General features: G+C 67.8%; 16 protein-coding genes. 7 read left to right on the forward strand and 9 right to left on the reverse strand.

What is annotated here, in order from left to right; genetic code table 11:
- The 3 genes from AV521_RS43795 to AV521_RS51935 form a co-directional block, all read left to right on the forward strand.
- Positions 1-1,198 (forward strand): Stk1 family PASTA domain-containing Ser/Thr kinase (locus AV521_RS43795; protein WP_076097443.1); only part of this gene is annotated, 1,198 nt, incomplete at its 5' end.
- Between the two features lie 199 nt (positions 1,199-1,397).
- Positions 1,398-2,075, forward strand: a complete 678-nt coding sequence (locus AV521_RS43800) for a restriction endonuclease (protein WP_256725965.1) — start codon at positions 1,398-1,400, stop codon at positions 2,073-2,075.
- Positions 2,072-2,368 (forward strand): restriction endonuclease, encoded by a 297-nt coding sequence (locus AV521_RS51935; RefSeq protein WP_256725966.1) that lies wholly within the window; start codon positions 2,072-2,074, stop codon positions 2,366-2,368. Before AV521_RS43800 ends, AV521_RS51935 begins: the two co-directional genes overlap by 4 nt.
- An 81-nt stretch (positions 2,369-2,449) precedes the next feature.
- Here AV521_RS51935 and AV521_RS43805 read toward each other — a convergent pair whose 3' ends face one another.
- From AV521_RS43805 to AV521_RS43825, 6 genes are read right to left on the reverse strand one after another with little or no spacing between them, the layout of a single operon-like run.
- Complete coding sequence (locus tag AV521_RS43805) at positions 2,450-3,205, reverse strand: class E sortase (protein WP_076097446.1); 756 nt, start codon at positions 3,203-3,205, stop codon at positions 2,450-2,452.
- Positions 3,206-3,233: 28 nt separating this feature from the next.
- Complete coding sequence (locus AV521_RS43810; protein WP_076097448.1) at positions 3,234-4,358, reverse strand: class E sortase; 1,125 nt, start codon at positions 4,356-4,358, stop codon at positions 3,234-3,236.
- Positions 4,355-4,993: an aminodeoxychorismate/anthranilate synthase component II gene (locus AV521_RS43815; protein ID WP_023548428.1), complete on the reverse strand. Its 639-nt coding sequence runs from the start codon at positions 4,991-4,993 to the stop codon at positions 4,355-4,357. The genes AV521_RS43810 and AV521_RS43815 overlap by 4 nt, the downstream gene beginning before the upstream one ends.
- Positions 4,990-5,151, reverse strand: a complete 162-nt coding sequence (locus tag AV521_RS48395; protein ID WP_179023851.1) for a hypothetical protein — start codon at positions 5,149-5,151, stop codon at positions 4,990-4,992. Before AV521_RS48395 ends, AV521_RS43815 begins: the two co-directional genes overlap by 4 nt.
- A 52-nt stretch (positions 5,152-5,203) precedes the next feature.
- Entirely contained in the window at positions 5,204-5,905 is a 702-nt protein-coding gene (locus tag AV521_RS43820; RefSeq protein WP_076097450.1) for a class E sortase, read from the reverse strand.
- Between the two features lie 44 nt (positions 5,906-5,949).
- A complete protein-coding gene (locus AV521_RS43825) occupies positions 5,950-6,738 on the reverse strand; it encodes a DUF881 domain-containing protein (RefSeq protein ID WP_076097452.1) in 789 nt (262 codons plus the stop codon).
- Between the two features lie 152 nt (positions 6,739-6,890).
- Between AV521_RS43825 and crgA the strand changes: the two genes are divergently transcribed.
- Positions 6,891-7,145 carry a cell division protein CrgA gene (gene crgA, locus AV521_RS43830; protein WP_076097454.1) on the forward strand — a complete coding sequence of 85 codons (255 nt, stop codon included), beginning with the start codon at positions 6,891-6,893 and terminating at the stop codon, positions 7,143-7,145.
- 244 nt (positions 7,146-7,389) lie between these two features.
- Here crgA and AV521_RS43835 read toward each other — a convergent pair whose 3' ends face one another.
- Together AV521_RS43835 and AV521_RS43840 are read right to left on the reverse strand one after the other, a co-directional pair.
- Positions 7,390-8,286 (reverse strand): rhomboid family intramembrane serine protease, encoded by an 897-nt coding sequence (locus tag AV521_RS43835; RefSeq protein ID WP_076097456.1) that lies wholly within the window; start codon positions 8,284-8,286, stop codon positions 7,390-7,392.
- Positions 8,287-8,386: 100 nt separating this feature from the next.
- A complete protein-coding gene (locus AV521_RS43840; protein ID WP_076097459.1) occupies positions 8,387-8,920 on the reverse strand; it encodes a peptidylprolyl isomerase in 534 nt (177 codons plus the stop codon).
- Between the two features lie 281 nt (positions 8,921-9,201).
- Here AV521_RS43840 and AV521_RS43845 point away from each other — a divergent pair, with 281 nt between their 5' ends.
- Entirely contained in the window at positions 9,202-9,912 is a 711-nt protein-coding gene (locus tag AV521_RS43845) for a DUF5324 family protein (protein ID WP_076097461.1), read from the forward strand.
- A 76-nt stretch (positions 9,913-9,988) separates the two neighbouring features.
- Here AV521_RS43845 and AV521_RS43850 read toward each other — a convergent pair whose 3' ends face one another.
- The gene (locus AV521_RS43850) at positions 9,989-10,942 is read right to left on the reverse strand and encodes a LysR family transcriptional regulator (protein ID WP_076097463.1); all 954 of its coding nucleotides are present in this window, start codon (positions 10,940-10,942) and stop codon (positions 9,989-9,991) included.
- 271 nt (positions 10,943-11,213) lie between these two features.
- Between AV521_RS43850 and AV521_RS43855 the strand changes: the two genes are divergently transcribed.
- Both AV521_RS43855 and AV521_RS43860 read left to right on the forward strand, forming a co-directional pair.
- Positions 11,214-11,771, forward strand: a complete 558-nt coding sequence (locus AV521_RS43855) for a DUF6817 domain-containing protein (protein WP_076097465.1) — start codon at positions 11,214-11,216, stop codon at positions 11,769-11,771.
- Between the two features lie 154 nt (positions 11,772-11,925).
- The gene (locus tag AV521_RS43860; RefSeq protein WP_179023853.1) at positions 11,926-12,570 is read left to right on the forward strand and encodes a hypothetical protein; all 645 of its coding nucleotides are present in this window, start codon (positions 11,926-11,928) and stop codon (positions 12,568-12,570) included.
- The last annotated feature ends 8 nt before the right edge of the window (positions 12,571-12,578 follow it).

Below are 12,578 nucleotides of genomic sequence, written 5' to 3' on the forward strand. Positions count from 1 at the left end.
GATGCGCGCCGACATCGAGGCCTGCCTCGACGGCCAGCCGGTCGGAGCGACGGCCGCGCTCGGCGCGGTGGGCTACGGCGGCTACCCCGACGACCAGCCGACGACGGCCCTGCGCCCGGACGCGGGCGGCGGAGCGACCACGATGCTCCCGCCGATGAACCCGGACGACGGCGGCTACGGCTACGACGACGGCCCCGGCCGCCGCGGCCGGCAGCAGAAGAAGTCCCACACCTCCACGATCCTGCTGGTGGTCGCGGGCATCCTGGTCCTGATCGGCGCGATCCTGATCGGCAAGTGGGTGGCGAGCGGGGGCAACACCGCGGACAAACCGTTCGACGCTCCCAACTTCGTCGGCCAGACCTACGGCGACGCCCAGAAGATGGCCGTGAACGCGGACCTGAAACTCGGCGCCCCCACCCGCAAGCCCTGTGACAACCAGCCCAAGGGCAACGTCTGCTCCCAGGACCCCACGGCCGGGTCGAAGGTGAAGAAGGGCGACACGATCAACCTGGTCGTCTCGACGGGCGCGCCGAACGTGGACGTGCCGGACGTCCGCGGGCTCCAGTTCGACCAGGCCCAGTCCCAGCTGACGGACAAGGGCTTCAAGGTCGAGAAGCAGACCCAGGAGTCGACCCAACCGCCGGGCGTGGTCATCTCCCAGGACCCCGAGGGCGGCTCCAGCAAGCAGAAGGGCACCACGATCACCCTCACGGTCGCCAAGGCCGCGGACAAGGTGACGATCCCCGGTGACCTCGTCGGCAAGTCCTGCGACGACGCGAAGTCCGAGCTGCAGAACCTGGGCCTGGCTCCGGGCGACTGCACCGAGACCCCCACCAACAACCAGGCCCAGGACGGCAAGGTCCTGTCGACCAACCCGGCAGCGGGCCAGCAGGTGGCCAAGAACACGTCGGTCGCGATCAACGTCGGCAAGTTCCAGGGCGGCGGCCAGACACAGGGCCAGGTGCCGAACGTCACGGGCCAGACCCTGAAGCAGGCCGAGCAGATCCTGCAGCAGAGCGGCTACACGCAGATCACGATCACCGGACCGAACGACGAGAAGGCGCGGGTCATCCAGCAGACCCCGGCAGCGGGAACCCAGGCCGACCCGAGCACCACCCAGATCGCCCTGACCACCCTGGACATCGGCGGTGGCGGCAACGGCAACGGCGGCGGTTTCCTCGGCGGCAACAACGGCTGACACCCCGCACAGAACAAGACGAGTGGGCCCCTGCCAGGCAGTCCTGGCAGGGGCCCACTCATGGGTTCAGCCGCATTGATCGCACTGCAGTACCCCTACCGATCGTGTCTTCATATGACACGGCTCGTTGATCGGACGGGGCGGGGAATCGGATCTCTGCCCCGGCCACATGGCCACAACCGAGCCGAAGGGGCAAAACATGATCAACGAATCGGTACTGCTGGAGTCGAAGACACTGCGCGGCAGCGTGCTGGACCGCACGGACGTGCTGGATCGAGTGAAGGCGCTGTCGCTGTTACCGGACGAGATGCATGTGACGACGGCGATGGTGGCGGCGTACTTCGGCGTCACTGTAGAGACGATCCGGCAGCTCAAGGCACGGCACCGCGAGGAGCTCGCCTGCAACGGCATGGTCACGCTCCAGGGCCGTGACCTCGCAGAATTTAAGCGTGACATCTTGTCACGCTATCCGGGAAGTTATCCACAGCCTCGATCGAGCCTGACTCTCTACTCCCGTCGAGCCGTCCTCAACGTTGCCATGCTTCTCCGCGACAGCGAGATTGCACGCCAAGTACGCACGTACCTGCTTGACACGGAGTACCTGGCACGGACCCAGCCCATGGAAAGCCCAGCACAACCGGACACCGTCTTCCTCGACGACCGCATCGACCAGCGCATCACCCACATCCTCGGCAAGACGGTCGTCCCGATGTTCAACGCCCTGATCGCCTCCTCCGGCGAACACCGCCGCGAACTCATCGCACTGCGCCAGGACATCGAGAACGTCGAGCAAAGGCTGTGCCGGCACCACAGGCGCCTCACCGCCCTGGAAGGTATGCCCCGATCGACTCGGTCAGGGCGTCGCTCAGCAACATGACATGGCAGGCACTCGAACGCCATGTGGCCGACCTGCTCCGTCGGGACGGGTGCACCGAAGTCGTCGTACGGCAGGTTCACAGCGACCGCGGCATCGACATCACCGGACGGACCGCCGACGGACGCACCCTGGCCGTGCAGTGCAAGAACCGCGCCGGCCGCTCGACCGTCCCCCGCGCCGACATGCAGAAGTTCGCCGGTGCGGCACGCGCCGTGGACCGTACGGACCTCGCTCTGTCCGTCGCTACCTGCAATTTCAGCGTCGAGGCACAAGCCATCGCCAACCTGAGGTAAACGACACGGGAAGGACGAGAAGGACGGGAAGGAAAGGCCCGAAGTCGCAAGACGAAGTTGCGGCTTCGGGCCTCCGTCATCCTAGCCCCGCAGTTCCGCCGGAGGCGTCCGCTTGCTGTTCACCTTCTCCACCCGCACCAGCTCACCCCACACCACATACCGGTACTCCGAGGTGTAGACAGGCGTGCAGGTCGTCAGGGTGATGTAGTGGCCGGGCTTGTTCTTGCCGGACTCCTTCGGGATCGCCGAGAGGACCTTGACGTTGTACTTCGAGGTCTCCGGAAGGATCGAGAAGACCTTGTAGACGTACCAGTCGTCGCGTGTCTCGAAGACGATCGGGTCGCCCTTCTTCACCTTGTCGATGTTGTGGAACTTGGCTCCGTGACCGTCGCGGTGCGCGGCCAGGGCGAAGTTGCCGGTCTTGCCGGTGGTGGGAAGCGTGGCCTTGACCGGGTCCAGGTAGTAGCCGGCCACACCGTCGTTGAGGACGTCCGTGCCCGTGCCCTTCTCCACCAGGACCACACCGTTCTTCATCGACGGCACATGCAGGAAGCCGATGCCGTCCTTGGTGTCCAGCGCGCCCGGACCGGAGTCCGTCGTCCGAGCCCAGTGCTGGCGGACCTTGTCGGCCTGCCTGTCCGCCTTGCGATCCGCTATCACGTTCGTCCACCAGAGTGAGTAGACGACGAAGAGGGCGAGCAACAGACCCGCCGTGATGAGGAGTTCACCGATGACGCTGACCGTCCTCGCGATCCGCCCTGGACGCCGGCCGGGCGGGGCGGGACTCGGGTCGGACGCGTCCGTGTGTTCTGCGGTGTCGTCGGTGGTCGCTGCCACAGTTTCCTTTGCCCCTACTCGCTGAGCCCTACTCGATGAGCGCGTCCGGCTTGCCCTTGCTGCGCGGGCGTTCCTCAACCATCTTGCCCCAGACCACCAACCGGTATTTGCTGGTGAACTCAGGCGTACACGTAGTGAGGGTGATGTAGCGGCCTGGTTGGGTGAATCCCGAACCCGGCGGAACCGGATCCAGCACACTCGTATTGGACGGCGAGGTCATCGGCAGCGTGCTGGTCACCTTGTACACGAAGTACTCGTCCTGCATCTCGACCACGACCGCGTCACCGGGCTTGAGCTTGTTGATGTACCGGAACGGTTCACCATGCGTGTTACGGTGCGCGGCCAGACCGAAGTTGCCGGTCTTCGCGTCGGGCATCGCCGTCTTCAGCGGAGCCTCGCCGTAGTGCCCGACCATGCCCTTGTTGAGCACCTTCTCGGTACTGACGCCCTCCGCGATCGGCGCGACCACGTCCAGCTTGGGAATGTGCAGTATGGCGAAGCCCTGCCCCGGCGCGAAGACACCCGGGGCCCGCTTGCCGCTCGCCCAGTCGTCCTGCAACTGGTGCGCCTCGCTGCCCGCCTGCGCCTGGGCACGGACATTGGTCCACCACAGCTGATAGGTGACGAACAGCAGCATCAGCACACCGGTGGTGATGAACACCTCGCCGATCACCCGGCTCGCGAGGACGGCCGGACTCGGCTTGCGCAACCGCGCCTGCCGCCGCGCCTCCACCCGGGACAGCGGCCGGCCGGTCTCCGCGTCCACCGACGATGTCTCGGCGGGCGCCGCCTCCCGGCCACCGCCGCCATGGCGCCCACCGCGCCGCCTGGCGGCCTTTCTGCGGGCGGCACGGCCCCCGGTCGCGGGTCCAGTGCCCAAGGAGGCGGAAGAGGCCGCAGCGGCGCGTATGGGCTCGCTCTCCGGGCCCGGCGCCGAACCGGGCATCCGCAGCGCCACCGTCTCGTCGTCCAGGGACGGCCGGTACAGGTCACCCTCGTACGGATCGCCCTCGTACGGATCGTCGTACGACTCCTCGTACGACCCCGGGTGTGCGGCTCCCGCCGCGTCCCAGTCCCCAAGCGCACCGGAAGCCTCGTACGACTGATCCCCGTACGAGGCATCGGTCTCGCGCTCCGGGCGCAGCGCGGTCACGCCGTGGCCCTGCCCACCACCGGGGCGAGCCCCGCCGACCTCGCCACGGCACCCTGGTCCCCGCACTCCACCAGCCAGTTGGCCAGCATCCGGTGACCGTGCTCGGTCAGCACCGACTCCGGGTGGAACTGCACACCCTCGACCGGGAGTTCCCGGTGACGCAGGCCCATGATGATGCCGTCGTGAGTGCGGGCGGTCACCTCCAGCTCGGCCGGGACCGTCGCCGGCTCGGCGGCCAGGGAGTGGTAGCGGGTCGCCGTGAAGGGCGAGGGCAGCCCGGCGAAAACACCCTTGCCCTCGTGCTCCACCAGCGAGGTCTTGCCGTGCAACAGCTCCGGCGCCCGGTCCACCACACCGCCGTACGCCACCTGCATCGACTGCATACCGAGGCAGACACCGAAGACCGGCACCCCGGTCGCGGCGCAGTGGCGGACCATGTCCACGCACACACCCGCCTCCTCCGGCGTCCCCGGCCCGGGCGAGAGCAGCACACCGTCGAAGCCGTCCTGGGCATGCGCCGTCGACACCTCGTCGTTGCGCAGCACCTCGCACTCGGCGCCCAGCTGGTACAGGTACTGGACGAGGTTGAAGACGAAGCTGTCGTAGTTGTCGACGACGAGAATCCGCGCACTCACTGGTTGTCCACCGTCACATCGTTGAAGGGCAGCAGCGGTTCGGCCCACGGGAAGACGTACTGGAAGAGGACGTAGATCACGGCCAGGATCAGCAGCAGCGAGATGAGGGCCTTGACCCACACGTTCCCCGGCAGATGCCGCCAGATAAAGCCGTACATGCCGTTCCTTCCGTCTCCCCACGGCACCAGACTCACGCCGTTCGCCACCAGACTAACGGCGCAGCGCCCTCGGTTCGCCTGCGTCCACAGACTGGGTGGAGTCCAGGTGCGCCCAGACGATCAGCCGGTGACTGTGCCCCCATTCCGGATCGCACGTGGTGAGCGTCAGATACCGGCCCGGACGCGTATACCCCGACTTACGTGGCACAGGGTCGATCACCTCAACGTCCGTCGGCACGGTTTTGTAAGGCCCTTTGTCGATCCGATACGTGAACCAGGTCGTCCCGTCCGTGAGGACGACGGCGTCCCCGGGACGCAGCTCGGGGAAGTCCTTGAACGGATCGCCGTAGGTGCGCCGGTGACCGGCCACCGAGAAGTTCCCCTCCTGGCCGAGCTGCGCGGTGCCCGCGTAGTGGGCGAGGCCCTTCGCCAGCACGTCCCGGCCGGTGCCCTCCAGCACCGGCTTGTTCCACGTGAAACCGAGCCGCGGGATGTACATGATCGCGAAGGCCCTGCCGTAGCGGTACGGCGCCGGTCTCTGCACGGCGGCCGCCTGCCCGCCCGAAGAGTCACCCGCGGCGGCCGCCTGCCGCATGCTCCCCTTCGACCACTGCCGGTGCAGCTGGTCGATCTGGTCGTTCATGGCACCGTCGGCCCGCACACCCGTCCAGAACAGCACATAGGCGACAAAGAGCACGATCAAAGTGCCGACGGTGATGCACAGCTCGCTGACGGTCCGGACGATCACGCGCACCGGCGCCTCCGGTTACGGACGGCTGACGGACGGCTGACGGATGGCTACTGCACGGGCTTCGCGTAGTGCAGATCCACTGTGCCCGAGTAGCCGGGAAGAGTCACCGTCCCGTCGTCGGTGACTTTCCAGCCCAGACCGTAGACATTGACGTACACCATGTAGGTCTGGATCGCCTTGCTCGCCGCGAGCGACTGCTGCAGCTTGTCCGGATCCCCGATCGCCGTGATCTTGTACGGCGGTGAGTAGACCCGGCCCTGGAGGATGAGTGTGTTGCCGACACACCGCACCGCGCTGGTGGAGATCAGCCGCTGGTCCATGACCTTGATGCCCTGGGCGCCGCCCTGCCACAGGGCGTTCACCACGGCCTGCAGATCCTGCTGGTGGATGACCAGGTAGTCGGGCTGCGGCTCGGGATAGCCGGGGAGCTTGGCGGTGGCGTTGGGCGGGGCGTCGTTCAGGGTGACGGTGAGGCCGTGGCCGGTCAGCTCCTGGGTGCCCGCGCTCTGCTCCAGGCCGGTGAGTTTCCGGTCCTGCGCCTTGGTGCTCCCGTCGTCGCTCTCGGCGAGGGACTCCACGCTCCCGCGCAGGGCCGCGTTGGACTCGTCCAGCTCCTTGTTCTTGCGGCTGCGCTGCTGGATCAGGTCGGACAGCTTCAGCAGGGAGCCGTCCTGGCGGATGTCCGTGCCCTTGGCCGTGTTGAAGCTGGTGATGAAGAGGAGCCCCGCGAGCGCGAAGACGGCCGCCGTGAGCATCCGCACAGGGCGGAAACGCGGCCGGCGGCCCGGGCCGGAGCCCGTTGATTGCGTCCCGGGGGAGTCGGCAGAATTGCTCAACGGACCCTTATCTCCTTCAGCGCCACGGAAGCACTACGCTAACGGACGCCCGGGGGAACACACAGAGTCGTCATCTTGGGCGCCAGTACGCTCCCCCGGAGCCCGACCAGTTACCTGCGCGGCCACGCAGCGCATCGACAGGAGAGACCCTCGTGCCGAAGTCACGTATCCGCAAGAAGGCCGACTACACGCCGCCGCCCGCCAAGCAGACGCAGGCGATCAAGCTGAACAGCCGTGCCTGGGTCGCGCCCGTCATGCTGGCCATGTTCATCATCGGCCTCGCCTGGATCGTCGTCTTCTATGTGACGGACGGCTCGCTGCCCATCGACGCCCTGGACAACTGGAACATCGTGGTCGGCTTCGGCTTCATCGCCGCCGGCTTCGGTGTCTCCACGCAGTGGAAGTAGCTCTGCCCAGAGTTATCCACTGAGTTATCCACAGCTTTTTCCACATGGGGAAAAGAAAGACGATCTGTGGATAACCCATCGAGGGTTGACGCCGGTGTGACTGGCCTACCGGCCCTCATACACCTGTTCGCCCCCTGTCTGACCAGCGGAAACACATCCGAGCGACAGGGGGCACAGCTGTGCCCGCACGGCATGCACAAGATCCGACACAGGCTGTGGACAACGGTTCGGTATCAGCTGCGGGTCAGGTGAGCTGAGCGGTCCTGACCAGCGTGAGCACCACCACGACGACGAGTACGAGCGCACAGGTGCCGTACTGGACCAGCGTGCGCCGCTCGCGCGGGGCGTGGACCATCGCGTAGCCGACGGCGACACCGGCGACGAGACCGCCGATATGGGCCTGCCAGGCGATGTTGAAGCCCGGGTAGAAGGTGATGATCAGGTTGATCACCAGCAGGCCGATGAGCGGGCGCAGGTCGTAGTTCAGCCGGCGCATCAGTACGCCGGTCGCGCCGAAGAGGCCGAAGATCGCTCCGGAGGCGCCGAGCGAGGGTGCGTTGGGCTCGGCGAGCAGATAGGTGAGCGCGCTGCCGGCCAGGCCGGAGGCGAAGTACAGCGCGAGATAGCGGGCGCGGCCGAGGGCCGCTTCCAGGGGGCCGCCGATCCACCACAGGCTGAGCATGTTGAAGAGGATGTGGGTGAAGCTGCTCGGCGAGTGCAGGAACATCGAGGTGAGCAGGCGGTAGTACTGCCCCTCGGCGACGCCCTCGATCGGGCCGAACAGGGTGTACTGGGCCCGGCCGATCAGCTCGTACTGATTGGTGAGGGTGTCGCCCACGGAGAGCTGTGCCAGGAAGACGGCGAGGTTGACGCCGATCAGGATCTTGGTGAGCAGCCGGGGGTCGGCTGTGAGTGTGCCGCCGGCGAGGGTGCGTGGCTGGGACGCGGCGGGGGCGTGTCCGGTGCCGCTGCCGCCGCGCACGCATGCGGGGCACTGGAAGCCGACCGAGGCGCTGACCATGCACTCGGGGCAGATGGGGCGCTCACAGCGGGTGCAGCGCACACCGGTCTCGCGGTCCGGGTGCCGGTAGCACACGGGCGCGCGGTGGGCGTCGTGTGCGGCGGCTGCGGCCTCGTCCATCTGTTCCCCTTGCTCGTCGTGGGCCCTGCCCCTGGCAATGCCCCGCCCCGCTCATCCTTGGTACGGACGAGCGGGGCGTTTGGTTCCCTGCGGGGTGGGCTCAGCTCTCGCGCGTCTCGACGACGACCGACTCGATGACGACGTCCTTGACCGGACGGTCGTTGCGGGGGTTGGTCTGCGTGCCGGCGATGGCGTCGACGACCTTCTGGCTGGCCGGGTCGGTGACCTCGCCGAAGATGGTGTGCTTGCGGGTCAGCCAGGTCGTCGGGGAGACGGTGATGAAGAACTGGGAGCCGTTGGTGCCCGGGCCGGCGTTGGCCATGGCCAGCAGGTACGGCTTGTTGAAGCCCAGGTCCGGGTGGAACTCGTCCTTGAACTGGTAGCCGGGGCCGCCGGTGCCGTTGCCCAGCGGGTCGCCGCCCTGGATCATGAAGCCGCTGATGACGCGGTGGAAGACCGTGCCGTCGTAGAGCGGCGCGTTGGTCTTCTCACCCGTCTCGGGGTTCGTCCACTCGCGCTCGCCCCTGGCCAGCTCGACGAAGTTCCTGACCGTTTCCGGCGCGTGGTTCGGGAAAAGCTGGACCACGATGTCGCCGTGGTTGGTCTTCAGGGTGGCGTAAAGCTGCTCAGCCACGATGTGCCTTCCGTTGTCTTCTGTGACTCCCCGATCCTCGCACGGCCGGGGAGGTACGTCGCCTGGCGGCCATGAGTTCCGCCCGGAAGGCAGCGCTCGGCGGGGTTTCGTGGCAGTGTCGACGACAGGCTCGGGTTGTCCGGTATTCATCCGGAATCGAGCTGAAGGAAGCGGTCGGCACCCATATGCCCGCCCTCGCATGCCGCGTGGAACGTTGGCAGGCATGATCCGTAAAAGGGTGGAAAGTCGAAATACCGTACGCCACCGAGGAGGAGGAACCCGTGACCCGCATCGACAGCGTGCGCGCCGCGACCGGCTCGGCGAAGGACAGCGTGCTGCACGCCGCGGAAGTGGTGGCGCCTTACGCCGACACGGCCAAGGAGCGTGCCGCGATCTACGCGCAGGAGGCACGCGTACGGCTGGCGCCCGTGATGTCGCAGGCCGCCGAACAAGCCCGTGTGCAGTACGACGCCCGGCTCGCCCCGCGACTGGAGCAGGCGCGTGCGCATGTGCCGCCGAGGATGGACGTGGCGGCGCAGGAGGCCGCCGTCCGTGCCCGCAGGGCCGCCCGGCAGGCGGCCGAGTACTCACGTCCGAGGATCGAGCAGGCCGTGGCGGCGGCCGGTCCGGTCCGTGACGAGGCCGCCGCGCGGGGTGCCGCCGCGCTGGCCGCGCTGCGTGGTCAGGTCTCGGCGGAGGAGATCCAGAAGCTGGCCCGCAGGAACGCGCGTCGGTGCCGGGCCGGTCGCGCGGTGAAGGCGCTGGCGCTGCTGACCGTGCTGGGCGGTGGTGCCTTCGCGGCCTGGAAGTGGTGGGACAAGCAGGCCAACCCGGACTGGCTGGTCGAGCCGCCCGCGGCGACAGAGGTGCCCGAGTCGGGCGGCCGGCTCAGCTCGGTGGACGGCAGCGGCACCTCGGCCCTGGACCCGGAAGTCCGGGCGAAACAGGCCGAAGAGGACGCCGCGGACGCCTCGGACCAGGACGACCAGTAGCCGCCCTGCGTCCCGGGCCCGTTCGGCCTCCGTGCGCCCGCGCGGAGGCCGGGAGCGGGTGTGCGCATGCGGCTGGTCAGGCCGACGGCGGGAAGGGGGCTGTCCGCCCGGGGTGTCCGTCTCGGTCCGTGGGCGGGCCGGCGGGGCCGTGGTGCGCGGTGACGAGGTCGACGAACGCCCGCGCCGCGGCGGTCAGCCGGTCCGGGTTGTACAGGAGCGAGGAGCTGAACGACGGTGCGTCCTCGATCTCCAGCAAGCGGCAGTGGGTGAGGACTTCGGGGTCGGCGGACACCATGCCGCGCGGCAGCAGCGCGATGCCGAGTCCCTGTGCGGCGAGTTTGAGCACGTTGTGCGGTCCGGTCACCTGGAACTGGCTGCGCCGCTCGGGTGCGTACGGCTCGAAGGCGCGGTCCACGAACTCGCGCAGGCCCGCGCCGGCCACGCCGTCGATGAAGGTCTCGTGGGCGATGTCCTGGAAGCGGATCACGCTGCGCCTTGCGAGCGGGTGGCCGGCCGGGACGACGGCGACGATCGTGTCGCGGTGCAGCTGGAGCCGGCTCACGCCGCGCAGCTCCTTGTCGGTGGGCATACCGACGACGACGGCGTCCAGGTCCCCGCGCTGGACGAGGCGCTGGAGGGGTGTGCCGAGTTCTTCGTGGAGGTGGATCTCCACCTCGGGATAACGCCGGTGATAGTCGGCGATGAGCTGCGGCAGGTCGATGTGCGGTGGCGAGGGAATGCAGCCGATCGCGAGTTTTCCGTCGACGACGGTTGCGAAAGACGCCGCCTTGGTCGCGGCCCGTTCCACGGCGTGCAGTGCCTTGCGGGCAAGTGGAACGAATGCCTCACCGGCCGAGGTGAGGCTCACGTGCCGGCTGGTGCGGCGGAACAGGGTGACGCCCAGTTCGTCCTCAAGCCTGCGGATCTGGTGGCTGAGTGCCGACTGGGCGACGAAACACCTCTCGGCAGCCCGGCTGAAATTCTGCTCCTCCGCGACTTTGACCACATAGCGCAGCTGTCGTAGTTCCATGAGTACCGAGCATTCCAGACGGGTCCTGGTCAGGTGTCGCAAGCGGGTGAAAAACTTCGCGATACCCGCGGTTTTCCGCTGTACGGAATACCGGAGTTGAGGTGAATCCGCGAACCCGGCAGAAGGGTTCAAACCGGTACGATCACGGAGTTTCGCTGCGTGCTGGTGGCCGTGCCGCGCGATCGCTGCTATCTGGACAACATATTGGACACCCCGGTTTCGCTCGGCGAGGATCCATATGAATGTGCCGGTGTCTCTGGGGGAGAAAAGAATGAGCACAGATTCCGGAATAGGTCTGCTGAAGTCCCTGGGGGCCCAGGAGATCGCGCACCCGGGGCACGGGGGCACGATGCTCACCCATCTGCTCCGCGTCCAGGCCCTGCTGCGGGAATGGGGCGAGCCCGAGGTGACCTGCACGGCGGGCCTGCTGCACGGGCTCTTCGGCCCGGCGCCGCTGCCCGACGGCGGCTTCTACACCATCCTTCCGCTCGACGAGCGCCGGCGTGCGGTCGAGGCCGTCGGCGCGGAAGCAGCGGATCTCGTCTATTTCTACGGTGCCTGCGACCGTGAATACACCTATGCACGGCTGATGGAATCCGAGGGCCAGTACCGGGACCGTTTCACGGGGGACGTACTGACTCCGGAACGCGAGCTGCTTCGCCGGTTCATGGCGATCACCGCCGCGAACGAGGTGGATCAGGCCCTGGAAAGCGCCGAATTCATCGCCGAGCACGGAGCCTACTACGCCGAAGTCTTCCGCCGGGCGCGCCCGCTCCTGAGCGAGGGTGCGTGGCGGGCCTGCCGGGCAGCGTTCTCGGCGGTCCGCTGAATTCGGCATAACCAACGGGGAACCAACGGGGGAGAAAGTCATGGAGACTCTGCTGAGTACGGCCGCCGGGACGCACCCGGCCGGACCGTCGCGGCCCGCGCGGAGCGATGGATTCCGAAACAACCGCGACCACCGGCGTGGGGCATTCCGGAGCGTGGTGTCGATCGACCACGGGACGCTCGTCCCTTTTCTGCGGGCGGCGGAGAAGGAGTACCGCTGCTGCACACCCGAGCGGCCGCCGGGCTGCTTCGCGGTTCTGGTCGGGCACACGGTGAACGGTGTGAGCCATGTCAGCCGTGTCGAGTTCGGCAAGAACGTGCGCGCCTCGTCGCCGGTCGCCGTCGACGAGTTCGCGGATACGATCGTTCCGTGCTTCGGTGCGGCGTACGCGAATGAGCGCCGTGGATTCTGGTGCGATTCGCGGGACTTGCTGCGGATCACCAGGGGGGCGGAGGCGGACGGCCTCGACGTCCTCGGCTCCGTACACCTGCACCCGGACTGGCACCGGATCGGCCCGCCGCGTGAACGCGCCCTGCGCATCAGCCAGCGGCCGACCCGGATGGACGGCTATCTGTTCGACAACACCCGCTGGCCGGTCAACCTGATCTGCTACTTCGAGGGGCGCGACGACGACGCCATCGTGCCGACGCTCGCGGCGTGGCAGCCGCGCGGCGACGGGAGCGAGCCCCTGCCGATCCCGCTGTTCCTGCGCGGTGAGGGCGGTGAGCTGGTGGTCGGCGACACGGTCCGCCTGCCACCCAGGGAAGGGCTGTTCACGCGCGTACGGGAAGGAGTGTGAGGGCACCC

The sequence above is a fragment of the Streptomyces sp. IMTB 2501 genome, from assembly GCF_001953885.1.
Taxonomy (GTDB): Bacteria; Actinomycetota; Actinomycetes; order Streptomycetales; family Streptomycetaceae; genus Streptomyces.